Source organism: Hymenobacter crusticola, assembly GCF_002154225.1.
Lineage (GTDB): Bacteria > Bacteroidota > Bacteroidia > Cytophagales > Hymenobacteraceae > Hymenobacter > Hymenobacter crusticola.
The window spans coordinates 501,792-526,618 of sequence record NZ_MTSE01000001.1 but is presented as its reverse complement, the minus strand read 5'-3'; the positions used below and the strand labels follow the sequence as shown (position 1 = coordinate 526,618).

Sequence of the window (24,827 nt, the reverse complement as noted above, 5' to 3'; positions counted from 1 at the left end):
CTTAATATTTGAATTTCCTGATGCTCTCTTCACCTTTGTTTCTCCCATCCAATGAAAGTTTTCTTCACCGCCGCGCTCCTAACAGGAGCTGCCCTAGCTTTAGGTACCGCCCCAGCTCACGCCCAGCAGATTAATATCAACATCGGCCGGCCTGCCCCGCCGCCACAATACGTGGTAGTACACGAGGTGAGGCCCGTGCACGTGCACAAGGCTCCCAAGTACAAGAAGCGGCAAGTAATACTCGTTCCGGCGGGGCCCGCTTATTACGCTCCCCGCGAGTACGGCCACGGACACGGACATGGACACGGCCGGGGGCATGGTCACGGTCGACACTAACTGTAGTCAAACATCAACAAAAGGGCTTCCGCGCACGGCACGGAAGCCCTTTTTTATTGCTCCTGATTAACCTAAAAGCTAGCCTGCTGTCACAAGTCTGTCCTCTGTAAGAGCCACCTTAGGCAATGTGCATCAAAACCGAACATGTGGTCTGTAATCGAACACTTTTAGATAGGATAATAAAGGAAGATTTTATGTAAATAACTGAATTTCAGTAGTTTCTAATTGTGGTACGCGAGTTGGCTATCTACTCATACCGCCGCCGAATATTTGTTCGATAGTGAGCAAAGGCTACAAACAAAGCTAGGTCGGCGGTGCTGCTTCGGAATCGGCTTTCGGATCTGCGAAGCACTAAACACAGCCACTTTCTTTCTTAACCCTTACCGCTATGAAAAACGTACTTGCTTCCGCTCACTCCTTCGCACCCGCCGCCACTCGCGCCGACGGGCCCACCTCTCACTCCCTAGCTAGCCGCATACGGCAAGCAGCGCTCGGCTTGCTGCTGCTCGGCAGCATCAGCCTGACCACGCCTGCCGTGGCTCAGCAAACATCCCCTGTGACGGTAACGAAGGCTGACAATACCACCCTGCGGCTGCGCATCCAAAACCCCGAGCAGCAGTCGAACCGCGTGCGTGTAATTAGCCTAACGACAGGACAAACATTGTTCTACGAACGCTTCGACGCGCCCGCTTACGGCAAGTGCCTGGATTTCGCGAGCATGCAGGCTGGTGATTACGTCGTGCTGATGCAACTTGGCAAAAGCACGCATCGATACATGGTGCGGGTGAACAGTAACCCCCAATTCTCCGTCGTCCTCCGCACCGTGAAGGTGAAGACGCGCCTGCCCAAACAAGATGCGGCTCCAGAGGTCATGGCCGCTACACGCTAAGCCAGAACTCCTGGCCGCTCACCGACCTAGCTTCACCAAGCAATACGCGAAGAAACCGGTGCGCATTACTGCAAAGCGGATACGCCCATATTCGTGCTAGCCCCTCACTACATCTAACCAAGTAGCCGTACCAGGGGTAATACTCTACCAAATAGCCACATCTATAAAAGGCTTCTGCACGTCGCGGAAGCCTTTTTACATGGTTTGCGGAAATGGTGTCGATTAGACCTAGCCCCTCCAATAGCCAGGGTTTCGTAAGGTTGGCTTGGTCTGGCGCTAGGAGAGAAGCCGCTAGCCGCAGCCGGAGGGGTTGTTGCTGCCTCATCGGGTAGAGATGATACCCTAGGTTGGTAAAGCTTAGCAATCAGATTCGCTACCGCATTATAGAAGCTGAGCAAGCGCGGGGCGGAGCGGCTGGCTTGTGGCCAAGCGGCGGCATGGCGTGAACGCACGCTGGTTGAATACTCATCAAAAGCGATACGCTACTCCAAGAGCAGTTCCTGCTCCTAGCCCAACCCCGTAATAGCCAACCTGCCTCATAATGGTGTTAAATGATAGGTCAAGGTTAGTATTGAGGTGCGGATTGACAGCATAGCCAAAGCCTACGCCAAAGCTTATAAAGCCATTCACATCCTTCGCGTGCGAAGTCACTGGGTACCATCCATCAGTACTGACATTCGTGTTGAGCTGGTTATGGGTATGAGTTAGCCGAACCGAATAAACGCTAGCACCAACTATGCCCTCCACCCGGAACCGGCGAGTCGGTTCTGAGAAGGAGTAACGAAGCTCTGTTGGTACACTCCAAACACTTTCCTTGTAGCTATCTGCTACCTATTTAGGAGTGCCATCATCGAAAAAATTGTCGTCCAGTGAACCTCCACGTCCGTGGAGTATGCCAGTTTGCAACGTCAGCTTTGGCGTAATAGAGTATCCACCACTAAATGTTCCGCCAATAAGGTAAGCTCCTATTTCGTAGTCCTGGACTGCAAAATAATGCAGTGCAAGTGTAGGAGCAGCTTTAATATACCAACGCGGCGCCGGCGTAGTTGAGACTTGCGCAAAGCTGGTGAGCGGGCTAAGTTGGAAAATTGCCGCGAGAGTAAATAAGTTACGAGAAATAGTTGCTAGCATAGGAGAGCATCTTGGAGCTGATCACTACAAGATAGCTTGGTGGTTGTCTTCTTCTAAGAGTACAGTCCAGTTTATTCCGATGCCCCACACCAAACTCGCGCAGTCAGGGGAGAAATTATATAATATAATGATTTTGATTAAAACTTGATCTTTTTACATACCTTTCTTTTGTCCAGTTAATCTGCAAAGGCTTCTTAAGTGATGCGTTGCCAATGGGTTGTAAAACCTGTAGCAGCGCAAGCGACTTTGCCTTCTCAGTACCACCAATCTGTTAGTCTTCTCCCTTTTCAACCCACTCAAACAAAACTGCAATGCTTAAAAAACTAATCACTGCTTCCCTGCTGGCTACCGCTGCTCTGACCTTTACGGGGTGCCAAGAATTGCTGGATGAGATTATTCTGATCGGCAATCCGCCGGCGAGCACCAAGGTGAACCTGACGGCCACTATCAATGGTGCGCAGGAGGTTCCAGCCACGCCGTCTGCGGCTACCGGCACGTTCACCGGCGTATACGATAAGGCAACCAAGGTGCTGACGTACACCGTAACCTACCAGGGCCTTACGCCCACGGCCGGCCACTTGCACCGGGGTGCACCCGGCACCAATGGCCCGGTCGTGTATCCATTTGCTAGCTTGACTTCTCCCGTCTCGGGCACGGCTACCTTCACCCAGGCCGATGAAGACTTGCTACTCAGTGGCGGTTTCTACGCCAACTTTCACACGCCCGCGTATCCGGGCGGTGAAATCCGGGGCAACATTGTGAAGAAATAACGCCTGCGCCACGCGCGACGGAATTTATGAAACAGCAACGGTCCCTTACCTAGGTAGGGGACCGTTGCTGTTTTGGTACGCACGCTACGGGCGGGGCAAACGGAAGCACGCAGCTTATCTCGCAGACTTTGGTGCCCTAGCCAAGCGAATCCGTAGGTACTGCTGTAGCCACATCGGGTACACGTTGTAGAGGATGTTGAGAAAGACCAGGAGCGCCGCCCAACCTAGGTACCCATGAACCAACGCGTAGCCGCTGACCAGCAAAAAGAACACGAACATCACCAAATGGAACTGCTCCTGGTAGTAGGTGGCGCGCGCAAAGCTGGCTAACGCAGCGCGGGTGCGTACGTGCCGGTACTGCGGATACTTGCGCCGGATCAGTTCGTTGATGATGTCGCCGTGCTGGGTGAAGCGGTTGAGTGCCGGCACGCCCAACCGTTGGTAAGTCGCCGCCCTAGGGCTCAATTGGAAGTGCCGGAACCGCGAAACTGGTAACGCGTAGCCAAGCAGGCTAACGACCAAAAAACCGTAAAGCCAAGGCCGCTCTACATGCTGGTAGCAAAAGAGGCAAAGCGGTACCAGGCTCAGTGCCGACCACAACACGTTTGGGACAGCATTGTAGAGCCCTAGCAGGAGCGGAGAAGGTCGAGTAGGCTTAGAATCAGGCACTAGCATAAGCATGAGCTAGGGTTACCACTACTAGACAGCCCGACGCCGCCAAGCGAACTTTCTACTTCTTGGAACTGCCAGCATACTGAATAGGCTGCAAGCCTAAACCCACGCCAAGTAAAGCAACAACGGCAACTACAACACTCTCTAAACGCTACTTGTCGGTGCGCTATTCTTACACCGCCTTCCTAAGCGCAGAGAAGCTAGGTATAATTGTGCAAGAATTATAAATTGATGTAAGCTGCTGTCAGTCAGTATTTACAAAAGATAAACTTCAGGAAAAAAGCATAATCAGCGGCCCGCAACTACCTATTTCTTCCACCCAAAATAGTCGCGTATGAAACTACCTTTTACTACGAAAGCCCGCACCCCATTCCTCCGCGCCCTCCAACAGGCTTTTCAGCTGGCAACGATTGCCAACGAGCCCGGTGCCCCAACCGCCGACGAGCTAGCCGACCAAGCCACCAGCCAGAGCCGCCGCGACTTCCTTACTAACACCGCCAAGCTAGGTCTCTTGGTCGGCGCCGGGGGCTTGCTAGCCGCCTGCGAAGCCGACGTCGTAGCGCCCGCTGCCGCTAGCTTCGCAACCTCGCAAAGCCTCGACGGCAAGGACGGTTCGCAAGCACGCATCGTGATAGTGGGCGCCGGAATGGCGGGGCTGAACTGCGCCTATCAACTCAAGAAAGCTGGCTTGCGGGCCCACATTTACGAAGCGAGCAACCGCGTCGGGGGCCGCATTTACACGGCTCGCAACCTGATGGCGCCCGGCCTCACCACGGAGCTAGGGGGCGAGTTCATCGACAGCGGGCACAAGGACATGCTCCAACTGGTGCGGGAGTTTGGCCTATCGCTCTACGATGTAGAGTCGCCTAGTGAAACGGTGCTCCAGAAGGATACCTATTTCTTCAATGGGCACCAGCACACCGTGGCCGAGGTCATTGCCGCCTTCCAGCCCTACGCCCGTCAGATTCAAGCCGATATTCGCTTCTTGCCCAACAACACCATCACCTTTGAGAAGATGAACGCCGCGGCCGCCCGCCTCGACCAGCTTTCCATTGCTGCCTACTTCGACTCGATTGGGATGACCGGCTGGATTCGGACGCTGCTGGAGGTGGCGTATCTCACCGAGTACGGCCGCGAGGTAAACGACCAGTCGTCGATCAACTTCCTGTGGCTGTTTTCGGCGGATACCCACAAGGGGACGTTCGATATTTTTGGCGAAAGCGACGAGCGCTACAAGATCAAGGGCGGCAACCAGCAGCTCACCGACACCCTCGCCCAGCAGCTACCCGGCCAAGTGACGTTGCAGCACAAGCTGGTAGCGCTGAGCCAAGCCGGCAACGAATACCAACTCACCTTCGAGCAGGCCAGCGGTAAGCAGCTCACCGTAGCGGCCGATTATGTGGTGCTGACTGTCCCATTCTCGGTGCTGCGCAACGTGGACCTGCGCTTGCCCTTACCTGTTTGGAAGCGCAACGCCATCCAGAACCTAGGCTACGGCACCAACGCCAAGCTATTCCTGGGCTTCAACGGCCGGCCCTGGCGCACCAACGGCTACACGGGCTACCTATTTTCCGACCAAGCGGCGCAAAGCGGTTGGGATAGTGGCCAGCTACAGCCCACTACCCAATCGGCCTTCACGGTGTACCTAGGTGGGCAAGCGGGCCTCGACGTGGGCAGCGGCACGCCTGAGTCGCAGGCCAGTAAGTTCTTGCCGGTGCTGGATGCCGCGTGGCCGGGTACTAAGGCTAAATACAACGGCAAAGCCGAGCGCTTCCACTGGCCTACGCACCCCTACACGCTGGCAAGCTACGCCTGCTACCGCGTGGGTCAGTACAGCACCATTGCGGGCGCGGAGCGTAAGCCGGTCGGCAACCTGTTTTTTGCCGGCGAGCATTGCAGCGCCTCCTACCAAGGATTCATGAATGGCGCCGCCGAAACCGGCCGCATGGCCGCCGACGACGTGCAAGCTGCCCTGCGCGGCAAAGGTGTGGCCCTGCTGCAACGTCTGCGGCAGCGCGAGCAAGCGTTGGCTGCGGTATAGCACGCGGCCAAACCTAGGTGCTAGGCTTACGAGTTATTAGAAAAGGCTTCTGCGTGTTACAGAAGCCTTTTCGTTATTGCCTGCACCGGTTTAGAGGGTAGAGCCTGAAGCCCTTCTACTGTGTGAGCTTAGCGCAGCGTGACTGGTGTCTTACCTACTAGAACAACTTACGTCTGCATGCTAACAGCTTGGTATTGGTTTGCCGCTGTGCAGCAGATGAGGTACAACCTCATCACAAAGCTAGGCACGAGTTACGCTGTGTTAAACTCGCACCAGTTGGAAATTGTTTGTTAAATACCTCCAAGAGGTATTATCCATAATATACCTATTACTGTTCCAGCAGCAATTAAGCAAGCTAAAGTGAGTTCTGTATAAATTTGATTTTCATTAACTGTCTTTTTGGGCTTTGGTATGTTGTCAAGTTGGAGCCAAAATTCGCCCGGCAGATTATAAGGATCGTATTTTTTTAAAATAACATTGTTTTCATTAAGGAATTGTACTTTGAGTTTGTAATCTGAATAATATTTGTCTTTCCAAATCCTATATACAAACAGAGATATCGTATGATCAATAAAGTAAATCAAGGCAAATACGAATGCTTCTGCAAAAACAAATATCGCGATTAGGCCAAGACCAAAAAGAGCGTATTTGCTTTTTACCTTACTTGGTAAAAACCCTTTATAGTCTTTTTTTAACTGTTCTTCATATGTTATTTTTCCGTCTATAATTTGCCTATCGTTCATCCAAAAAGAGGGGCCTCTTGTTGCAGATGTATCGCCTTCGATATAAAGCCTCAGCCTTATTCTTTCTTTCGGTCTCCATTGAATGAATCTAAGATTTATTATTGTGTCAATATCAGAACGAAATGAAACATCGTTAAAATTATTTTCTGTAAAAGATCCATCTAATAATTTATAAGGGTGTGCTAAGAACAAAGATAAACTATCGCCTATTATATTCTTTTTATTCCCTTTGCCAATTATTGTAGTATTGCTAGTGTTTTCTATCCTTATGTCAAGAGTCCAAAAGTTTTTTATTTCTCTTTTTTTAAAAATATAAGTTGCTTTTAATCCATTTATTTTAGATAAACGTGTAGCCTGTTCAGAATTCTCAATACTTATATTTAAAATTGGTGACCTGTCCTCGATTGCTTCATGATATATGGTGTATATACCAGTCACTACGGCTATTACTGTACCAACTATAGTGATTGTTTTTAGCAAAATTCTTTGCATAAAATAAATCATTATATAACAAGAAAGACAGCTGTTTGGCTGCCTTTCTTGTTATTATTGACGAATATTTTACGAGCCGCAGGCCTCGCAAGCGTCTGGGTTATCCAGCGAGCAAGCCATGTCGCTCTGATTCTGGGCGGCTACGTTGAGCGGCTCCAGCGTCTCGGCGGCTTGTTTCTGCACCGTGAACTTGATGGCATCCACGGCCGACTTGGTGCGTAGGTAGTACATGCCGGTTTTCAGGCCGCGCTTCCAGGAGTGGAAGTGCATGCTGGTGAGCTTGCCGAAGTTCACGTTCATCACGTGCAGGTTCAGGCTCTGGCTCTGGCAGATGTACGCGCCGCGGTCAGCCGACATATCAATGATCCGACGCTGGGAGATTTCCCACACCGTCTTATACAGGTCCTTGATGTGCTGTGGCACCCGGTCGATGTTCTGCACCGAGCCGTTGGCCGCAATGATGTCCTGCTTCATCTGCTCGTTCCACAGACCTAGCTTCACCAGGTCTTTCAGCAGGTGCTTGTTCACCACCATGAACTCGCCGCTCAGCACGCGCCGCACGTAGATGTTGGAGGTGTAAGGCTCAAACGACTCGTTGTTGCCGAGGATCTGGGCGGTGCTAGCCGTAGGCATAGGTGCCACCAGCAGCGAGTTGCGCACGCCGTGTTCCATCACCTCTTGGCGCAGGCTGTCCCAATCCCAGCGGCCCGAGTCCGGTGTCACGTCCCACAGGTCGAACTGGAATTTGCCTTTGCTCAGCGGTGAGCCTTGGAAGGTTTCGTAGGCGCCGTCCTTCTTAGCTAGGTCCTTCGACGCCGTCATGGCCGCGAAGTAGATCGTCTCGAAGATGTCCTTGTTCAAGCCGCTGGCCTCGTCGCTCTCGAACGGCATGCGCAGCGCGATGAACGTATCGGCCAACCCTTGGATACCTAGCCCAATCGGGCGGTGACGACGGTTCGACTTCTCGGCTTCCGGTACCGGATAGTAGTTGATGTCGATAACCTTGTTCAGGTTCTTCGTCACGTGGTAGGTTACCTCGTAGAGCTTCTGGTGGTCGAACACCAAGCCTTTCGGGCCTTCCGTTACGAAGCGGGGCAGCGCCAACGAAGCTAGGTTACACACCGCAATTTCGTCGCGGTCGGTGTACTCCATAATCTCGGTGCAGAGGTTGGAGCTCTTGATGGTACCTAGGTTCTGCTGGTTTGATTTGCGGTTGGCGGCGTCCTTGAACAGCATGTAGGGCGTGCCGGTCTCGGTCTGGCTTTCCAGGATGGCAAACCACAACTCTTGGGCTTTGATGGTCTTGCGGCCACGGCCTTCGCGCTCGTACTTCAGGTACAGGCGCTCGAACTCCTCACCCCAGGTGTCGCCGAGGCCGGGGCACTCGTTGGGGCACATCAGCGTCCAGCTGCCATTCTCTTCCACGCGCTTCATGAACAAGTCGGGCGTCCAGAGGGCGTAGAACAGGTCGCGGGCACGGTTTTCTTCCTTGCCGTGGTTCTTCTTCAGATCCAGGAAGTCGAAGATGTCGGCGTGCCAGGGCTCGATGTAGATGGCGAAGGCACCTTTGCGCTTGCCGCCGCCTTGGTCCACGTAACGGGCCGTGTCGTTGAACACCTTCAGCATCGGGATGATGCCGTTGGAAGTGCCGTTAGTACCCTTGATGTACGAACCGGTAGCGCGCACATTGTGGATGCTCAGGCCAATGCCACCAGCCGACTGCGAAATCTGGGCGCAGTTCTTCAGCGTGTCATAGATGCCCATGATGCTGTCGTCCTTCATCGTGAGCAGGAAGCACGAGGAAAGCTGTGGCTTCGGTGAACCCGCGTTGAAGAGGGTAGGCGTGGCGTGCGTAAACCACCGCTCCGACATCAGGTTGTAGGTCTCTAGTACTGACTCGATGTCGTTCTTGTGGATGCCCACCGCCACGCGCATGATCATGTGCTGGGGGCGCTCCACCACTTTGCCATCCATGCGCAGCAAGTACGAGCGCTCCAGCGTCTTGAAGCCGAAGTAGTCGTAGCTATAGTCGCGGTCATAGATGATGGCCGAGTCGAGGGTATGAGCGTGGTTATGAATAACTTCCCATACATCTTTAGCGATGAGCGAAGCGTTTTCACCCGTCTTGGGATCTTCGTAGGTGTAGAGGCGCTTCATCGTCGAGCTGAACGACTTAGAAGTCACCTTGTGCAGATTGCTCACCGCGATGCGGGCCGCCAGAATGGCGTAATCGGGGTGGCGGGTAGTGAGGGACGCAGCGGTTTCGGCTGCTAGGTTGTCGAGTTCTACGGTCGTAACGCCGTCGTAAATCCCATCAATCACCTTCTTGGCGACTTCAATGGGAGAGACGAACAGCATGTTCAGCCCGTAGCAGAGCTTTTCAATACGGGCAGTTACTTTGTCGAACTTGACCGATTCGCGGCGGCCGTCGCGTTTGATTACCAACATAGGCGTAGCGGGTGAAGGTGTTTGGCGGATACAAAAAAAGGCCGGGGGCTGACGTGGGAAGCACTGGTGAAAGTGGTTGCCATGTCGGCCCCCGGCCGCATTGCTAGCCGGAAAATACCAGGAAGTAGGCTATACTGTTTGGTTCCGCTGACTAAAAATTTTGTTTTCGGCCTCTACGCTATCGTACGCGGCGTTTTAACTCGGCCATGTTTTGGGCGAAAAGCTAGTAAAATTGGGTTGCTAAATTCTGTAGAAATACTATGTTGTATGCAGGGCGGAAACACCGCCGTTTTTGGCCGGGCAACCTAGGTACTCCTGACCCAGAAAGAGCCCTGCATTAATGCAACCGATTTTCCAACGAGTACCGGTCAGCGCATACAATGGCTTTCCGCGTCAGAGACCTTCGTAAGCTTAAGGGGGGAGCCAGCTTGCCTTTTGCAGCTAGCTCAAGCATAAAAAAGCCACCCCCGTACGGAGGTGGCTTTTTCCCTATCTGTCGGATAGCTATAATAATGATAAGCAGATATTACTTCAGCATCTCAGCCGTTTCGCGCAGTACTTCGCGAGCGATGGCTAGGTTGGTGTCGCGGGAGCTTACTACGAGATAGATGAACTTCTTCGCGTCAGCCGACAGCTTGATCAGGTGCAGCTGGTGGGTGAGCGAAATCAGGATATCTTCGATTTTTTCGTCGGTGAGCTTCAGCGCGGCCATGGCCTTGTGCTTCTGCTTTACCACTTCCGTGTTGTAAGCAGCGGCGGTTTCGGGGTTGATGTTAGGCGAGTTAGAGTGCGAAGCCAGGGCCATGCCCGATTGCGCGTCAACGACGGCTACAGCCATAAGGCCAGGTAGTGCGTTGATGATTTCTTGTACTGTTTGACCAGCCGTGGTAGAGGTAGAGTAAGCCATGAGGATTGATGAAAAGGAGATAAGGGAATTATTAGAAAAAGCGGTTATTACTGTCAATGGACCGGAAAAACACAGCGGAGATAATTTGCTCCGCGGAACCTGCCTTGCTGCCCCGTTGATGATACAATGTTATGGCGCCGAAGCAGGCGCTTCCGGGGTTTCTGCTGAATTGCATCTTTTTTGATGTGAGTAGCTGGCTTTTTACAGCGAGTGAAAAACAGCTGGCGCGATTTTCCCTCGAACGTATTTGGCGCCAACTACCTAGCGCCCCAGTCCGCCTAGCGCAGGTGGGAACCCAGCGCTAGGCGGTGTTAGTTGGGGCTGCATTATTCGTTTTCTTGTCCGGCATGCTTTCCACTTCTCTCCCTCTTCAGACTTCCGCCAGTACCGAGATGCGTATCGCGGAATTGGAACAAGCGTTGCGCGAAGCCAACGAGCGTGCCGCCGCCGCTGAGCGTCGGCTGGCGGGGCTAAGGGAGCAGGATGGGCCAGGCATGTTAGTCGTGGGGCCGGAGGGCACTATCCAACGGATCAACGAAGCACTAGGCCAGCTTCTAGGTAGTACCGAGCCATTAGCACACTGGGTGGGGCAGCCTGCGGAGATGCTCTTTGCTCGTGTGCAGCACCTTGTTGTGCAGCCTGCTGCACACGAGCAGCGCTTGCGGGCCCAGCGAGCAGCTCAGGAGGCAGTACAAGGCGAGATAGTAGTGCTGCGCGACGGACGAGTGCTGCTGCAAGATTACGTCCTGCTGCCCGCCGCTAGTGGGGTAGCCCGCTCCGAGCTGTTCACGTTTCGCCTCGTCTCTGGCGGGCGCGATGCTACGGAGCAGGAGTTGCTGCTTCAGCGCTTGCCGGTTGCCGTGGCCACCCATGATCTGCACGGCGTACTACTTTCCTGCAATCTAGCTTTTACCCACCTCATAAATAGGTCCGTTGATCAAGTTGTTGGGCGTCAGCTTGGTGCTTTTTTAGCTGAGGCAGACCAAGCGCAGGTTTTGCCCGCCTATAGCGCGCAGTTTGAGCATGCGCAGCACACCGTGGCTGGGCACCTAGCTTTGCTGCCATCAAATGGACCATTACGGCAGGTGTTTTATCAGGCGCAGCGCCTCGACCCGCCTGGGCAGGAGCCTTATGTGCTGCTCTGTGCCTTCGATATGACGGAGCAGGCGCAAGCTGAGGCCGAACTCAAACGCGGCAAGGAAAAAGCCGAGGCTTCGGCGCGAGCAAAGGAGGCCTTTTTGGCTAACCTAAGCCACGAGATTCGGACGCCGATGAACGGGGTGCTCGGCATGGCGCGCCAACTGACCAAAACCCAGCTCGACCAAGCGCAGCGGGAACTGCTGCGCATTATTCAAACCTCGGGCGAACATCTGTTGTCCGTGCTCAACGAAGTGCTGGACATGACCAAGATCAGCTCGGCCCGGCTGGAACTGGAGCAAATGTCCTTCGACTTGCGTGAGTCGATGGAAGGAGCCCTGCGCCCACTGGCCGTGCAGGCGGTTGAAAAAGGCCTAGCCTTCCACGTGGCGTTGCTGCTTCAAAGCGAGCCGCTTCCCCGGGTGATGGGCGACCCATACCGCCTCAATCAGATTTTGATCAACTTGGTATCCAACGCTATCAAGTTCACGCCCCCGCAAGGCACGGTTTCTATTGGTGGCTATTTGATAAGTCAAAGTGAAACGCACCTCACGGTTGGCTTCCGTATCACGGACACGGGTATCGGCATTCCGGCAGACAAGCTCGATCATATTTTTGAGGACTTTGTACAAGCCGACGTCGATACGGCTCGGTTGTACGGGGGCACGGGCCTTGGGCTAGGTATTGCGCGGGCGCTAGTGGAGCAAATGGGCGGGATCATGCTAGTCGATAGCCAGCTCGGCAACGGTAGCACGTTTCAGTTTACCGTGACGCTGTTGTTAGCGGAGAGCATTGAGATAGCGCCTTGCCCGGTGCTGACGGATACGGAGACGCTACGCAACCGCCGGGTGTTGGTAGTGGAGGACAATGGCATCAACCGCGACGTGGTGCGCCGCGTGCTAGAGGGTTGGGGCGTGCTAGTAGATGAGGCCGAAGATGGCTCTATGGCCCTCGTCCTGCACGCTCAGCACTACTACGACGCCGTGCTGATGGATATTCAGATGCCCGGCATGAGTGGGGTAGAGGCTACTACCCAAATTCGGCTGCACCCCGAGCCGCAACGAGCCCAGGTACCCGTGTTAGCGCTAACTGCCAACGCCTTCCGCGCCGACCTCGACCGTTACCTCAAAGCCGGTATCAACGATTGCTTGACTAAGCCTTTCAAGGAGGAGGAGTTTTTTACCAAGCTGGTCGCGCTAGTAGAAGCTCCCGAGCCCCCACCGTATGACCTAGCTCAGGTGTACGAGTTGGCGGATGGCGAACAAGCCTTCGTCGAGCGGATGATTCGCTCCTTCTTGCTGCACATTCCGCCCACCCTGCAACAGATTCAAAGCGCCGCTGCCGCTGGGCAGTGGGGGCAAGTAGCCAAGCTGGTACACCACATCAAGCCCAACCTTGTGCAGTTTGGGGTAGTGGGCATCGCGCCGCCCTTGCAGTTGCTGATGGAGCCTGCCCGTTCCGAAAACCAAGCTAGCCCCCGTCGGGAAGCGGCCGTACAGCTGCTGGTGCGACAGCTTGAGCGGGCACTAGAGGTATTGCCAAGGCAGTTGCCGGCTGCTCCTTCATAACGGGCTTACAAGGCCTGCAAGCGTTGAACAAGGTCATCCTGATAAGGCCGGCTTACGGGCACCTCATACTGACCTAGCTTTAACATATTGTCTTCCAGGGCTTCTACCCGGTGTAGGTTCACAATATAGGAGCGATGCACGCGCACAAAGTGGCGAAAAGGCAACCGTTCCTCAATGCTTTTGAGCGTGCCGCCTACCACGTGCTTGTGCTTGTTTGTCACTAGCACTACGTAAGTAGATAGCGCCTCGATGAAGAGTACATCTTCGAAATTGATGCGTAGCAGCTTGCCGTTGGTTTTCACAAACAAATCGGTGCCCGTGGCTGAAATATCCACCGGCGCCGCTGGGCTAGACGGTGCAGCCGCTGGCGCTGGCATAGCTGGTTGCTGCTCCGTTACGCGGGCAATGGCCTGGCAAAACCGGGCGTAGCTTACAGGCTTCACCAAGTAATCAAGCACACGAAGCTCAAAGGCATCTACGGCAAAGCTAGCGTGCGTTGTTACTAGAATTACGGCTGGCTTAGGCTCAGGTAACAGCTTTACTAGCTCTAAGCCAGTGATATGAGGCATCTCAATATCGAGCAGCAATACATCGACTTTGCCGCCCGCATGGAGATAAGTTAGCGCCTCCACCGCATCCGGAAAAGAAGCGGCTAGCGTGAGCTGGTCGTGGCGCTGCACGGCGCGCTCTAGGGTGAAGCGGTTAATTTCGTTGTCGTCGATAATGACGCAGGCAAGGGGGGCAGCTGCGGAGGTCATAACGATAGCTTAAAATTGCACCTACGCGGAATGGGTATAGTATCGACACATTTATAAGCTTAGGAACGCTAAACCTTTATAAGACAGAAGAAAATCTTCTTATAAATCCCAATCTCTGTGGAGATAAACCCTGATAAGCGCGATTTAGCATTAGGCATTTATACAAAAGCCCACAACCAGGGTTGTGGGCTTTGGCATTGTGCAGGCTAGCTTCAGCCAAGGGTAAAAGAAAGATGCTCTCACTTGAGGCAGCGCTTGACTTGGCCAATCAATAACGTACTTATTAAAAATCTTCGTCCAACGAGAAGACGTTTTGGTCGCGGTCGGCCATCACACCAGCTTTCTGGTACTCTGCTACGCGCTTTTCAAAGAAGTTGGTTTTGCCTTGCAGCGAAATCATTTCCATGAAGTCGAAGGGGTTTGTGGAGTTGTAGATCTTCGAGTAACCTAGGGCTACTAAGAGGCGGTCAGCCACAAACTCGATGTACTGCGACATAGAAGCCGCATTCATGCCGATGAGGTTCACGGGCAACGCATCGGTCACGAACTCTTGTTCAATCATTACCGCGTCGCGGATAATTTCCTGGACCCTGGCTTCCGGCAACTTGTTGATCAGGTGGTCTTTGTACAGCAGGCAAGCAAAGTCGCAATGTAGTCCTTCGTCGCGCGAAATCAGCTCGTTGGAGAAGGTTAGACCCGGCATCAAGCCGCGCTTCTTCAACCAGAAAATGGAGCAGAACGAACCCGAGAAGAAAATACCTTCCACGGCGGCAAACGCAATCAGGCGCTCAGTGAAGTTGTCGGAGTTGATCCACTTAATGGCCCACTCACCTTTCTTCTTGACGCACGGCACAGTTTCTAACGCGTTGAACAAACGGTCTTTCTCCTGAGGGTTTTTGACGTACGTATCAATCAGGAGCGAATAGGTCTCGCTGTGAATGTTTTCCATCATCACCTGAAAGCCGTAGAAGCAGCGTGCCTCAGCCGATTGAACTTCCTGCATGAAATTCACGGCTAGGTTTTCGTTCACGATGCCATCGGAAGCGGCGAAGAAAGCTAGTACGTGGGAGATAAAGTGCCGCTCGCCGTCGTTGAGCGAATCCCAGTCTTTTTGATCCTGGCCTAGGTCAATTTCTTCGGCCGTCCAGAACGAGGCCTCAGCCTGCTTGTACATCTGCCACATATCGTTGTGCTGGATCGGGAATAGCACAAAACGGTTGGGATTCTCAGTCAGTAGGGGTTCCATACCAGGGAAGTTGAGAGTAAATAACCTGAACAACGGCAGAGCCGGAGGCTTGCAAACCCAAGAAAAAGAGAGATTGTTCGGCGGTTTGCAAAAATAAACTGTCGGGCAGTTTAGTCATCAAAGATAGCCAAGCCTATAGCTAGCACACCCGTAATCGGTCAAAATTTCCGATTAACTTTTCCACAGTCATAATGACTGAAGGTAGCCAAAATGCAGAAAAGCAGCACGCTAAATACACCGTTATGCTCCTTTAAGAGGAAGTTATCCACATTTTGGGTGTGGACAATCGTATTTATCCACAAATTTTGTATTCGCGTACCCGTTGCTGGTTCCCTAGCAATAGGCTGAGCGCCGCCCAATTATTTCTAGAAATAAATATGGTAGGTTCGCTATTCTTTGGGGGAGTTAATGAAGATTAGTGAGTTAGAGTTGGAAATGTAAATTCAAAACCATACTTTTGCCTTCCATTTTTCAGAAACCGCGAAGACGCTGATGTACGCAATCGTCAATATAGCTGGCAAGCAGACGAAAGTCGAAGCCGATAAATTCGTTTATACTCACAAACTGGCAGGTAATGTCGGTGACTCGGTTGAGCTAGGCAACGCACTGCTAACCGATGACAATGGCACTGTCAACATTGGCGTTCCGACGCTGGATGTGAAAGTGACCGGTACCATCTTGGCCCATGTAAAGGCCGACAAAGTTCTGGTGTTCAAGAAGAAGCGTCGTAAGGGCCATCGTAAGCTCAACGGCCACCGTCAGGACTACACCAAAGTAATGATCAACAGTATCGGCTAGTCAAAGGCTGTTAGCTGATGGCCAGTGGCCGTTAGCTTCTGCTTTTTTCGAACCTATTTTCCTCGAACATAAGCTAACAGCCAACAGCTAGTAGCTAAAAGCTCCAAATACAATGGCACACAAGAAAGGCGTCGGCTCTTCTAACAACGGCCGCGAATCGCATTCCAAGCGTCTCGGCGTAAAAATCTTCGGTGGTCAAGGCATCATCGCTGGTAACATTATCGTGCGTCAGCGCGGCACTAAGCACCACCCAGGTCAGAACGTAGGTATTGGCAAAGACCACACCCTGTTCGCTATGGTAGACGGTGTTGTGCAGTTTCGCAAAGGCCGCAACGAGCGTTCGTTCGTATCGGTAGTACCAGTAGGTCAGGCAGAAGCTGCCGCCTAGGTTTTGCTAATTAAGCCTTGAAGGGACCAGTTATAAAACTGGTCCCTTTTCGCGTTTGTACTATTGTGCTAGGTAACTCGCTCAAGCGATAGAGAATAGGCTTGCTCGGGCTGGCATCGAGCACCAAGCTCGTTACCTGCAAGTTGAGCAGGTAAAGGCCGTCAACTACCTCATCCGGAACAAAGATGAGTTCTGTAATGGTAGCCTCTCGCCGTGTAGCGTGTGGGTACTGCCAAAAAGCGTGGTGGGCAAGCAAAGCACCCCCATCTTCCTCACGGTCGACGCTAGGAAGATCAAGCAGGAGGTGCTGAATCTGGTGATCAGCTAGGTAATGCGCTACAGCTGGCTCAAGGTAAGTAGGGTTAGTGCCGGAATACTGACGACTACGCTTAGCTATATCGTTTGGCAGCGTGCGTAGGATAAGCGCTTCCGGAGCTAGGGTAACTTCGTTGGTGAAGGCGCTAAGTGCCTGCTGTATATCCGTCAGCATGACTACCCAGTCGCCATTTGCCTGCTGCCGTGGTAAAACAGAAACTACTTGGCCGACAAAAAGAAAACGGCGCAAACAATGATCTAAGGTAGCGGTGGGCTCGGCGGATATATGCCCGTAGCACTCGGTATGGGTTCCGTTGCCGTGAGGCGTTACATGCACACGTTTGTAGTTGGTGCTACCACCTTCCGCTACGCTGCCCACAAAGCTTCCTACCCGAATAACGTCAAACTGCACCGGCTCAGCCCAGAAGCAGTTGACCTGCTGGTCCCCAGGAGCTAGGGGAAGCGAAATATCGATGGGCGCTGCTGGGGCGAAAGAAAAAGTGCGGCCAGCATAAGGATAGGTTGCGAGCATCCGACTACGGTATAAAATAGAAGTCTTTTAGCTGTTAATCCCACGCCACGACAGAAGCGGCCTGGGGAGTAGCTGTTAGGTCATTAAGGATTTGAGCAATCATAGGTGCGTGGCTCAACACCATAAAGTGACTGCCTCCAGGAATAAGGTAGTCAACCGGAGCAGGACCCGGCGGAAAGACCCGGTCGGCTGTCCCTAGGATTTGCAAGCAGCGGCCCACGCCGGTACTGTCCCAATGGAGCAGCCGGTGAATGGCCCATCGCGTGTAAGTAGGCTCCATATCACGAAGAATTTCTCGGAAGAGTTGATACTCCTCACCATTCTTAATACCAAAATACCATTGCCCAGCGCGGGGGAATAGCTTCAAAAGCTGCGGTGGTACGAGCTTATAAATCCCTGTAGCACGAACCAACCGCAACAAAGGCGGCAAGGACTCGGCATCTGGAATACTCGAAATGAGGACGGCTCGTGCCTGCGCTCGTATCCGGCAGATTTCCAGCGCTATCGTTCCTCCGAACGAGACCCCTACTACCCAGCAAACTTGATCAGTAGGAACCGCCTGGGCCATGCGCTGCGCATAATGGTCGATCTGTTCGTTAGGGTAAGGCGTAAGCCACTGCAACACCACGGCGGTACCCTGCAACAGGGGTTGCAAGTTTCGGAAGATGCGCTCATCGGCACCTAGGCCAGGAATGAGGTAGAAGCTAGGAGCTGGCACAAGAACACGGCACGTTAAGGTTCAAGGCGCATAAACACGCCCTCCAGGTAGAAGATGTTATGGGGCATTGCCTCTTCGTCGGCTTCTTCGCCTTCTTCAGTGGCCGGATACGTGCAAGCTAGCTTCAGGGCAACTCCTGGCAATGGAACGGGAGGATCTTCTTCACTGGCATATTCGAGCAAGCAAGGCCATTCCGTGACGGTAGCCAGCGCATCAGCTACGTCTTCTTGCAGAGCTTCGGCCCGCTCAGCGACAAGGCGCAACAGCAAGTCGAGGGTAGAAAACTGGAGACCTAGGTGGAAGAAGTACAGCTCCCCGTCGAAAATGGTGGTGGCCCACACCGTGACATCGTCGGTGTTGTCGAATACAATGGCGGTAATTTGAACCTGCTCGACAAAGAAATCAGTGTCATCAGCAAGAGCGTCAATCAGGCGTTTCATAGATACAGATTTACGCTGATTTTCTCGATTTTGCTGTGGCTAACAACCAGTAATCTCTAAGCCTCAGAAAGCTAGGGACGTAGAACGAACAGCGCTTCTCGGATCGGAGCGCCGGCGTATCTACTCGGCGTCGGCAGCTTGAAACAACTCCAACGTAATCTGATCTGCCAGCAGCTTGCCGGTATCGGTGAGCACTAGCACTTCCTGGCGTAGCGTGGCCCAGCCATTCTGAGTAAGTTGCTGCAAGTAGTGGGGCTGCTGGGAAGCTAGGTCTAAGCCTAGCGCGTCCCGCAAGTAAGCTAAGTCGCAGCCGCGTGCGGTTCGTAAACTAGTCATGAGGTACTCGTTGGCCCGGTCAGTGGGTGAGAGGACTTCGTAAGTAGCGGGAACCTCTTGGTGCTCCAGCACCGCCGTAACGTATTGCGTGTTGTTGGCTACGGTGTACTGGCGGCTTACCCCATCAAATGAATGCGCACTTGGGCCAAGACCTAGGTAAGGTATCCCTCGCCAATAGTTCGAGTTGTGACGCGACTCACGACCGGACTGGCAGAAGTTTGAAATCTCATATTGCTCGTAGCCATGGACCCGCATTTGCGTTAATAGCAACTCAAACTGCTGGGCTACAAAGTCATCGGGGGGCGCAATGAAAGTTCCCTTGCGCTGGCGCCGCCCAAATACTGTGTCGGGCTCAATCGTCAATGCGTAACAAGATAAGTGCGGTACCTTTAGATCAAAGACCTGCTGCATATCTTGCTCCCAGATACGATGATCGGGCGCAGGTACCCCATAAATTAAGTCTACGGAGATATTCTCGAAGCCGGCGTCCTGGGCGGCACGCACGCCACTGAGCGACTCTGACGCGGAATGAGCTCGATTCATCAAGCGCAGATGCGGCTCGTGAAAACTTTGCAGCCCAATGCTAAGCCGGTTGACGGGCGACGCGGCTAGCTCGCGCAGCTTCGCGGCTGTAAGGTCATCGGGGTTGGCTTCCAGCGTAATCTCGGCCTGCGGTGCTACCTGGAAGTGCTGGTGTATCGCCTCAAAAATCGTGTTGAGCTCCGCTGCAGTGAGCAAAGAAGGAGTACCGCCACCAAAATAAATTGTGTCGAGCGTAGGAGCTGCACCTAAGTAGGCGTGCCGCAAAGCTAGCTCTTGCACAAGTGCTTCTACCAAACGACTCTTAAGCGCCATGGAGGTGCTAAAGTGGAAGTCGCAGTAGTGACAAGCTTGTTTGCAGAAGGGAATATGGAGGTAAAGACCGGGCACGGGAAAGTTGAATAGAAAAGTAGCTAGGTCCGTAACAAGCCGCGACCAGCAATAAGTTTACGCAGACGGGCTAACCCGAACATAGTAGATGATGGAAGCGGCACGCCTTATGTTCCGTAGCTTAGCTGTTGATTTAAAATGAAGTGCGTCGTGCCGACGTTCTTACTGCAAATGTACGTCCGCGTCCCCTTTGTATGTCTGCTGGTGTGGTGCCTAGGTAGCTGGGCGTCGCGGGCGTGGGCACAGATCACCCCACCGGCCGCCTCGCCCTCGCCTAGTCAAGTAACCACGGCTGGCATGCCTGCACCTGCGCCCGCGAAGCGCGATACAATCCGCCGAGTCGTGCGCCGGCTGGTCCATCCGAAAGCACTGCGGCTTCAAACCGAAGCTGCCGACCGGGCTGTACTTCGCCGGTACCGCTACCGCACTACCCTGCCCGATTCGGTGGCGGCCCTGCATGAGGTGCGCGACCTAGTTCTTGCCTTACAAGCCGATGCGTACCTGACGGCCTCCGCCGATACCATGCGCTGGGGCCGCGACACACTGGTGGTGCAGCTGTATGTCGGGGAGAAGTTTCGATGGGCCCGCCTGCGCAACGGCAACCTAGGTGATGGCTTAATGACACGGGCTGGCTACCGCGAAAAATTCTACCGCAACCAGCCATTCCTGCCCACAGAATGGACGCGCTTGCAACAACGTATTGTGGGCGAAGCAGAAACCCAAGGCTATCCGTTCGCGGCAGTGCGGCTCGATTCGGTATCGTTGCGTGGGGCTGAGATTGAAGCGAGGGTTGTGCTCGACCGCGGCCCGGTTATCTTGTTCGACTCCATTCAAATTGTGGGAAGCTCTAAGACAAAAAAACGTTTTCTAACGAAGTACCTCCAGATTTTTCCCAACCAGCCCTACAACCAGCAGCGCGTGGATGCCGCGGCGCAGCTGCTGCGCCAACTACCGTATGTGCAGGTGAAGGGCGACCCAGAGGTGCGATTCTCGCAAGGCAAGGCGCGCGTGTACTTGTTGATTGACGACCGCAACGCCAACCAGTTTGACGCTATCGTGGGGGTTGTGCCAAATTCTAATACGTCGGTGGGGCAGCGCAAACTCCAACTGACAGGCGACGTGACCATTAATCTGCGGAACCTGCGCGGCGGGGGTAAGCAGGTGGGCTTGCAATGGCGGAAAGTAGATATTGCTACGCAGTCGTTGGATGCGCATTATCTGCATCCCAATTTTTTCGGTACACCCCTGGAGCTAGGGGCTAGCTTTAATCTGTATAAGCAAGCCAATGCTTTTTTGACCGTCAGACCTAGGTTGCAAGTAACCTACCCAACGGCGCGGGCCGGGCGACTGACCTTTTTTACGGAACGCCGTAGCTCTCGTTTGCTCGACACGCTGCTAGAAGCGCGCACCACCTTGCCCGATACCATCGACTCACAGTACAACTCCTACGGCGTTGCCTACGAGTGGAACCGATTAGATGACTTGTACTTTCCACGGCAAGGAGTTTTAATTTATTTGCAAGGCGCCGTCGGGACCAAAAGCATCACGAAGAACCCAGAACTGAACGATACACTCTATAGCCGAATCGCCCTGCGTTCGAACCAAATTACCTTGAGTGGACGCATTGAGCAGTATGTGCGTATTGGCAGCAATGGGGTACTCATGGGCCGAGTGCGTGGGGAAGCGCTGTTGAATCAACGGCTATTCTTGAACGACATGTTTCGCATTGGCGGCCTTGCAACTCTACGTGGCTTCAGCGAGAATTACTTTTACACTAATAGCTATGCCGTAGGCACGGCTGAGTTTAGGCAGTTCACGGGCAGCGATGCTTACGTGTTCCTTTTCCTAGATCAAGCCTATCTGCGCCGCGATTTGGTGAACAGTAAGTTTTGGGATGCGCCCACTGGGGTGGGCGCTGGGTTAAGTTTCAGGACTGGCGCCGGCGTCTTTCAGTTTGTGTATTCTATGGGGCAAGCGAAAGGGCAGCGACTAGCGCCTAATGCTTCCAAGATACATTTTGGTATTACGAGCCGTTTTTGAGTAACAAGTGGATGTGTTCGCTAGGTATCTAAAAAATATTCTCTTTGATAATCAAGGTGTAAGCGTGAATTAATGGGTTTTTTGATCTCAAGGTGTTCTTTATTAAATAATGATCGTACATTTGCAGAACCAAACAGTGCGGGGTGGAGCAGTTGGTAGCTCGTTGGGCTCATAACCCAAAGGTCACTGGTTCGAGTCCAGTCCCCGCTACCTAAGAAAGACCGGTTGCCTAGCTAGGCAACCGGTCTTTTGCTTTTAGCCCTAGCTAGTAAGTAGCTTTGCAGGTGCAGATAGGAGAAATCTCCCCGGTAAAATAAGCACAGCTACGCGCTCCTTATAAAGCTTGAGTAGCTGTAAGGATCATAATTCTTCAACCACAAGCTTGCCACGCTACTAAACTTATCAAGAGGGAAGTAGATGAAGGGTTACAACTTTCGCAGAAAATACCCCGCCTTATTGATAAAAACGTCAGTGCTTGTGTACTGCAAACGTTTTCGGGATCCTTTTTTAGTTAAAAAATGAAAATCACTATACTAATTCTTAAGTTTTATCAAAAAAAATAGTGTGTAAAATATTTATATTATTGTAAATCAGATAGTTATTCTTAATATCAAAAACTATTATTCCATTATTGCAACATAATCGACTCAAGTATTCGTATAACTTAGCTGAGTTATGATTTAACTTTACAAAAAAATAATCATAATTCGTATTGATTAAAACATAAACTCGCCTAATTTTAGGACAGTGATTGCCACCGCTCTACTCTCTACTTCCATACCCACCTGGACTGTTGCTAGCTGATTACACACTCTCTGGCTCTATGGAACGCTACACACACTACACTAATTCTTACCGGGTCATTCTACCCGTTCTCGACGTACTAATCATCTTTGGAGCTTTCCGTTTAGCTGGTTACGCGTACCTAGGTAACTGGCAATTTGCGGGTTATTATCCTCTCTTCTACGCAGTCTTTGCGTTATTATGGTGGATACTATCGGTGCAGTATGCCAACGTCTATCGAGCGGGGGAGCTCATTTCCTATCCGGAGCGCTTCCGCAACTTAGCGCGTACTTTCCTCGTGCATGCGGGTCTGCTGCTATCGGGGGCTATGCTGCTGAACGTCTACTGGATGCCCGCACGCTACATTGTCATCGTCTATAGCTTAGTGCTAGTGGGCGTAGTAGCGGGGCGCTTCTTGTTGGCTTTCTTCCGCCGCGCTTACCAGCGTCACCTAGCTCGACCCTACAGCCGCTTTGTTATCGTGGGTACTAGCCCCAGCGGGCAGGAGCTTTATCGGACCCTTACCTCTTACGACCCAGTTGGGAACCAGTTCCACGGCTTCTTCACCGACGAGCCAGTGCCAAGCAATTTGCAGCATTTAGTGAAGGGAGGCATAGCGGAGTTGAAAGAGTTCTGTAAGAATGAGCAAGTAGATGAGATCTACTTCGCAATGCCCCTCGATCATCGCAGCCTAATTCAAGACCTAGCTAAGTTCGCAGACGATCATTTTGTGTCGTTCCGCATTATCCCGGACTTCAAGGGTACTGTTCAGACGGATGTGAACGTGTACTATTACGATCATATGCCCATCCTGACTGTGCGCCAAAATCCGTTGGCTTTCCGCACGAATCAACTGGCCAAGCGTATGTTCGACATTGCCTTCTCTGGCTTTGTGATCTTCGGAATCTTCCCCATCATCATGCCGATTCTGGCGCTGCTAATCAAGTTAGACTCTCCCGGACCTATCTTCTTCAAGCAATTACGCCCAGGTAAGCGCAACCAATTATTCCCTTGCTACAAGCTGCGCACAATGCGCACCGATATGTCGGGACTAGAGTTGCAGGCTACTAAAGGCGATGCTCGCGTAACCCGTATTGGCCGCATTTTGCGCAAAACGAGCCTAGACGAATTACCACAGTTCTTCAATGTGCTGCTAGGCCATATGTCGGTTGTCGGACCACGTCCAAACATGATTTCGCAGCTAGAAGAGTACTCTAAGCATATTCACACATATCCGCTGCGCCATGCTGTTACTCCTGGCATCACGGGATATGCCCAAGTGAATGGCTATCGTGGTGAAACTCGGGCACCGCAAGCCATGGAAAAGCGCGTAGAGTATGACCTGAAATATGTAGAAAACTGGTCGTTCAAGCTAGATATGAAAATCATTGGCCAGACGGTTTGGAACATGGTGAAAGGCGAAAAGAACGCTTACTAGCCTTGGTTTTCCTTAATATATAAAATATTGAATCTTTTGGCGTGATTTTCCGTATAGGCAGCTATCAGCCAAGCGGAATCACCCGGATCTTACTACTACCTAGCAGAAGCTCCATTGTGATTCCGTGACGTACGGGAATGCAATGGAGCTTCTCTAAATCTAATCATTCATGTTGCCTAAAAGACGCGTTCTGGATGCGGGTATTTCAACGGGCTCCCCTTCCGAATTCGTAGATACAATTTTGCAGCTCGGAGCCGCCCGCTCCTCAGCATATGTGTGCTTCGCTAATGTGCACATGCTGGTAGAAGCGCACAAAGATCCGTCGTTCCGCAAGGTACTCGACGAAGCTAACCTCGTGACGCCTGATGGTAGTCCGGTAGCAGCCGCAGTGGGCTGGTTTCACAAAGAAAAGCAGCCCCGGGTCGCTGGCATGGATCTTCTGCCAGTGTTGCTGGTAGAAGCAGCTCGCCGCAACCAGTCGGTGTACTTTTATGGTACCACCAACGAGGTGCTGCAAGCTATTACGAAACGGGCCCAGCAAGAACTACCTAGCTTGCGCATTGTGGGTGCCTATTCGCCGCCCTTCCGTCCGCTTACGCCTGAAGAAGATGCTGCCGATGTAGCTGCCATCAACGCCGCTGACCCCGACTTGCTGTTCGTGGCCCTTGGCTGCCCCCGACAAGAACGTTGGATGGCCAACCACCAGCACCAAATAAAAGCGTGTATGCTAGGCGTCGGACAGGCGTTCTTAGTATATGCCGGCCTGGAGCAGCGCTTGCCTGTATGGGCCCGCAAACTGTGGTTGGAGTGGGCGTATCGATTGTGGCTGGAGCCGCGCCGGTTGTGGCGCCGCTATCTGGTGACCAACTCCCACTTCGTATACCTGATGGCTCGCAAGAAGCTAACCGGCGGAATCGGTAGCTAGGTCCTTGTTCATCGGGGCAACAGAGAACAAAAAGGCTCCCGCTCAA

Annotated in this window: 22 protein-coding genes and 1 tRNA gene; 12 read left to right on the top strand and 11 right to left on the bottom strand. The window is 52.7% G+C overall.

Annotated elements, in window-relative coordinates; genetic code table 11:
* Positions 1 to 51: 51 nt before the first annotated feature.
* Together BXP70_RS29335 and BXP70_RS02145 are read left to right on the top strand one after the other, a co-directional pair.
* Complete coding sequence (locus BXP70_RS29335) at positions 52 to 336, top strand: hypothetical protein (protein WP_143436340.1); 285 nt, start codon at positions 52 to 54, stop codon at positions 334 to 336.
* 388 nt (positions 337 to 724) lie between these two features.
* The gene (locus BXP70_RS02145; protein WP_086592352.1) at positions 725 to 1,225 is read left to right on the top strand and encodes a hypothetical protein; all 501 of its coding nucleotides are present in this window, start codon (positions 725 to 727) and stop codon (positions 1,223 to 1,225) included.
* An 831-nt stretch (positions 1,226 to 2,056) separates the two neighbouring features.
* Here the strand turns inward: BXP70_RS02145 and BXP70_RS02140 are convergent.
* Positions 2,057 to 2,356 (bottom strand): hypothetical protein, encoded by a 300-nt coding sequence (locus BXP70_RS02140; protein WP_086592351.1) that lies wholly within the window; start codon positions 2,354 to 2,356, stop codon positions 2,057 to 2,059.
* Positions 2,357 to 2,667: 311 nt separating this feature from the next.
* Between BXP70_RS02140 and BXP70_RS02135 the strand changes: the two genes are divergently transcribed.
* Complete coding sequence (locus tag BXP70_RS02135; RefSeq protein ID WP_086592350.1) at positions 2,668 to 3,126, top strand: CHRD domain-containing protein; 459 nt, start codon at positions 2,668 to 2,670, stop codon at positions 3,124 to 3,126.
* A gap of 114 nt (positions 3,127 to 3,240) precedes the next feature.
* Here the strand turns inward: BXP70_RS02135 and BXP70_RS02130 are convergent, their stop codons facing one another.
* A complete protein-coding gene (locus BXP70_RS02130) occupies positions 3,241 to 3,801 on the bottom strand; it encodes a glycosyl-4,4'-diaponeurosporenoate acyltransferase CrtO family protein (RefSeq protein WP_086592349.1) in 561 nt (186 codons plus the stop codon).
* A 331-nt stretch (positions 3,802 to 4,132) separates the two neighbouring features.
* On the opposite strand from BXP70_RS02130, the gene BXP70_RS02125 reads away from it, so the two are divergent.
* Positions 4,133 to 5,839, top strand: a complete 1,707-nt coding sequence (locus tag BXP70_RS02125) for a flavin monoamine oxidase family protein (protein WP_086592348.1) — start codon at positions 4,133 to 4,135, stop codon at positions 5,837 to 5,839.
* Positions 5,840 to 6,129: 290 nt separating this feature from the next.
* On the opposite strand, the gene BXP70_RS02120 is transcribed toward BXP70_RS02125, so the two are convergent.
* From BXP70_RS02120 to BXP70_RS02110, 3 genes are all read right to left on the bottom strand, one after another.
* On the bottom strand, positions 6,130 to 7,074 hold the full coding sequence (locus tag BXP70_RS02120; RefSeq protein ID WP_143436339.1) for a hypothetical protein: 945 nt from the start codon (positions 7,072 to 7,074) through the stop codon (positions 6,130 to 6,132).
* A 69-nt stretch (positions 7,075 to 7,143) separates the two neighbouring features.
* Entirely contained in the window at positions 7,144 to 9,522 is a 2,379-nt protein-coding gene (locus BXP70_RS02115) for a ribonucleoside-diphosphate reductase subunit alpha (protein WP_086592346.1), read from the bottom strand.
* 526 nt (positions 9,523 to 10,048) lie between these two features.
* A complete protein-coding gene (locus BXP70_RS02110) occupies positions 10,049 to 10,429 on the bottom strand; it encodes a hypothetical protein (RefSeq protein ID WP_086592345.1) in 381 nt (126 codons plus the stop codon).
* On the opposite strand from BXP70_RS02110, the gene BXP70_RS02105 reads away from it, so the two are divergent.
* Complete coding sequence (locus tag BXP70_RS02105) at positions 10,428 to 10,613, top strand: hypothetical protein (RefSeq protein ID WP_086592344.1); 186 nt, start codon at positions 10,428 to 10,430, stop codon at positions 10,611 to 10,613. The two genes, BXP70_RS02110 and BXP70_RS02105, sit on opposite strands and share 2 nt — an antisense overlap.
* Before the next feature lie 208 nt (positions 10,614 to 10,821).
* Positions 10,822 to 13,134: a hybrid sensor histidine kinase/response regulator gene (locus tag BXP70_RS02100; protein ID WP_218779722.1), complete on the top strand. Its 2,313-nt coding sequence runs from the start codon at positions 10,822 to 10,824 to the stop codon at positions 13,132 to 13,134.
* Between the two features lie 5 nt (positions 13,135 to 13,139).
* Here the strand turns inward: BXP70_RS02100 and BXP70_RS02095 are convergent, their stop codons facing one another.
* Both BXP70_RS02095 and BXP70_RS02090 read right to left on the bottom strand, forming a co-directional pair.
* Complete coding sequence (locus tag BXP70_RS02095) at positions 13,140 to 13,892, bottom strand: LytR/AlgR family response regulator transcription factor (protein WP_086592342.1); 753 nt, start codon at positions 13,890 to 13,892, stop codon at positions 13,140 to 13,142.
* Positions 13,893 to 14,175: 283 nt separating this feature from the next.
* The gene (locus BXP70_RS02090; protein ID WP_086592341.1) at positions 14,176 to 15,138 is read right to left on the bottom strand and encodes a ribonucleoside-diphosphate reductase small subunit; all 963 of its coding nucleotides are present in this window, start codon (positions 15,136 to 15,138) and stop codon (positions 14,176 to 14,178) included.
* Positions 15,139 to 15,630: 492 nt separating this feature from the next.
* Here BXP70_RS02090 and rplU point away from each other — a divergent pair, with 492 nt between their 5' ends.
* The gene (rplU, locus tag BXP70_RS02085; RefSeq protein WP_086592340.1) at positions 15,631 to 15,936 is read left to right on the top strand and encodes a 50S ribosomal protein L21; all 306 of its coding nucleotides are present in this window, start codon (positions 15,631 to 15,633) and stop codon (positions 15,934 to 15,936) included.
* A 112-nt stretch (positions 15,937 to 16,048) separates the two neighbouring features.
* Complete coding sequence (gene rpmA / locus BXP70_RS02080; protein WP_086592339.1) at positions 16,049 to 16,324, top strand: 50S ribosomal protein L27; 276 nt, start codon at positions 16,049 to 16,051, stop codon at positions 16,322 to 16,324.
* Between the two features lie 10 nt (positions 16,325 to 16,334).
* Here the strand turns inward: rpmA and BXP70_RS02075 are convergent, their stop codons facing one another.
* From BXP70_RS02075 to hemW, 4 genes are all read right to left on the bottom strand, one after another.
* Positions 16,335 to 17,171, bottom strand: coding sequence for a cyclase family protein (locus tag BXP70_RS02075; protein ID WP_086592338.1), 837 nt, complete (start codon positions 17,169 to 17,171; stop codon positions 16,335 to 16,337).
* 34 nt (positions 17,172 to 17,205) lie between these two features.
* On the bottom strand, positions 17,206 to 17,889 hold the full coding sequence (locus BXP70_RS02070; protein ID WP_086592337.1) for an alpha/beta fold hydrolase: 684 nt from the start codon (positions 17,887 to 17,889) through the stop codon (positions 17,206 to 17,208).
* 14 nt (positions 17,890 to 17,903) lie between these two features.
* Positions 17,904 to 18,329, bottom strand: a complete 426-nt coding sequence (locus BXP70_RS02065; protein WP_086592336.1) for a hypothetical protein — start codon at positions 18,327 to 18,329, stop codon at positions 17,904 to 17,906.
* 120 nt (positions 18,330 to 18,449) lie between these two features.
* Positions 18,450 to 19,595: a radical SAM family heme chaperone HemW gene (gene hemW, locus BXP70_RS02060; RefSeq protein ID WP_086592335.1), complete on the bottom strand. Its 1,146-nt coding sequence runs from the start codon at positions 19,593 to 19,595 to the stop codon at positions 18,450 to 18,452.
* A 171-nt stretch (positions 19,596 to 19,766) separates the two neighbouring features.
* Between hemW and BXP70_RS02055 the strand changes: the two genes are divergently transcribed.
* The 4 genes from BXP70_RS02055 to BXP70_RS02040 all read left to right on the top strand — a co-directional run bounded on the left by BXP70_RS02055 (position 19,767) and on the right by BXP70_RS02040 (position 24,781).
* Complete coding sequence (locus BXP70_RS02055) at positions 19,767 to 21,635, top strand: BamA/TamA family outer membrane protein (protein WP_179197550.1); 1,869 nt, start codon at positions 19,767 to 19,769, stop codon at positions 21,633 to 21,635.
* Positions 21,636 to 21,772: 137 nt separating this feature from the next.
* Positions 21,773 to 21,845: transfer RNA gene (locus tag BXP70_RS02050), tRNA-Met, on the top strand.
* 613 nt (positions 21,846 to 22,458) lie between these two features.
* Positions 22,459 to 23,856, top strand: a complete 1,398-nt coding sequence (locus tag BXP70_RS02045) for an undecaprenyl-phosphate glucose phosphotransferase (RefSeq protein ID WP_086592333.1) — start codon at positions 22,459 to 22,461, stop codon at positions 23,854 to 23,856.
* A 169-nt stretch (positions 23,857 to 24,025) separates the two neighbouring features.
* The gene (locus tag BXP70_RS02040) at positions 24,026 to 24,781 is read left to right on the top strand and encodes a WecB/TagA/CpsF family glycosyltransferase (protein ID WP_086592332.1); all 756 of its coding nucleotides are present in this window, start codon (positions 24,026 to 24,028) and stop codon (positions 24,779 to 24,781) included.
* The last annotated feature ends 46 nt before the right edge of the window (positions 24,782 to 24,827 follow it).

Bases quoted from the DNA above. Each gene is read 5' to 3' on its own strand.
- BXP70_RS29335 (WP_143436340.1), top strand. From the start codon at position 52: ATGAAAGTTTTCTTCACCGCCGCGCTCCTAACAGGAGCTGCCCTAGCT.
- BXP70_RS02145 (WP_086592352.1), top strand. From the start codon at position 725: ATGAAAAACGTACTTGCTTCCGCTCACTCCTTCGCACCCGCCGCCACT.
- BXP70_RS02140 (WP_086592351.1), bottom strand. From the start codon at position 2,356: ATGCTAGCAACTATTTCTCGTAACTTATTTACTCTCGCGGCAATTTTC.
- BXP70_RS02135 (WP_086592350.1), top strand. From the start codon at position 2,668: ATGCTTAAAAAACTAATCACTGCTTCCCTGCTGGCTACCGCTGCTCTG.
- BXP70_RS02130 (WP_086592349.1), bottom strand. From the start codon at position 3,801: ATGCTAGTGCCTGATTCTAAGCCTACTCGACCTTCTCCGCTCCTGCTA.
- BXP70_RS02125 (WP_086592348.1), top strand. From the start codon at position 4,133: ATGAAACTACCTTTTACTACGAAAGCCCGCACCCCATTCCTCCGCGCC.
- BXP70_RS02120 (WP_143436339.1), bottom strand. From the start codon at position 7,074: ATGCAAAGAATTTTGCTAAAAACAATCACTATAGTTGGTACAGTAATA.
- BXP70_RS02115 (WP_086592346.1), bottom strand. From the start codon at position 9,522: ATGTTGGTAATCAAACGCGACGGCCGCCGCGAATCGGTCAAGTTCGAC.
- BXP70_RS02105 (WP_086592344.1), top strand. From the start codon at position 10,428: ATGAGGATTGATGAAAAGGAGATAAGGGAATTATTAGAAAAAGCGGTT.
- BXP70_RS02110 (WP_086592345.1), bottom strand. From the start codon at position 10,429: ATGGCTTACTCTACCTCTACCACGGCTGGTCAAACAGTACAAGAAATC.
- BXP70_RS02100 (WP_218779722.1), top strand. From the start codon at position 10,822: ATGCGTATCGCGGAATTGGAACAAGCGTTGCGCGAAGCCAACGAGCGT.
- BXP70_RS02095 (WP_086592342.1), bottom strand. From the start codon at position 13,892: ATGACCTCCGCAGCTGCCCCCCTTGCCTGCGTCATTATCGACGACAAC.
- BXP70_RS02090 (WP_086592341.1), bottom strand. From the start codon at position 15,138: ATGGAACCCCTACTGACTGAGAATCCCAACCGTTTTGTGCTATTCCCG.
- rplU (WP_086592340.1), top strand. From the start codon at position 15,631: ATGTACGCAATCGTCAATATAGCTGGCAAGCAGACGAAAGTCGAAGCC.
- rpmA (WP_086592339.1), top strand. From the start codon at position 16,049: ATGGCACACAAGAAAGGCGTCGGCTCTTCTAACAACGGCCGCGAATCG.
- BXP70_RS02075 (WP_086592338.1), bottom strand. From the start codon at position 17,171: ATGCTCGCAACCTATCCTTATGCTGGCCGCACTTTTTCTTTCGCCCCA.
- BXP70_RS02065 (WP_086592336.1), bottom strand. From the start codon at position 18,329: ATGAAACGCCTGATTGACGCTCTTGCTGATGACACTGATTTCTTTGTC.
- BXP70_RS02055 (WP_179197550.1), top strand. From the start codon at position 19,767: ATGTACGTCCGCGTCCCCTTTGTATGTCTGCTGGTGTGGTGCCTAGGT.
- BXP70_RS02045 (WP_086592333.1), top strand. From the start codon at position 22,459: ATGGAACGCTACACACACTACACTAATTCTTACCGGGTCATTCTACCC.
- BXP70_RS02040 (WP_086592332.1), top strand. From the start codon at position 24,026: ATGTTGCCTAAAAGACGCGTTCTGGATGCGGGTATTTCAACGGGCTCC.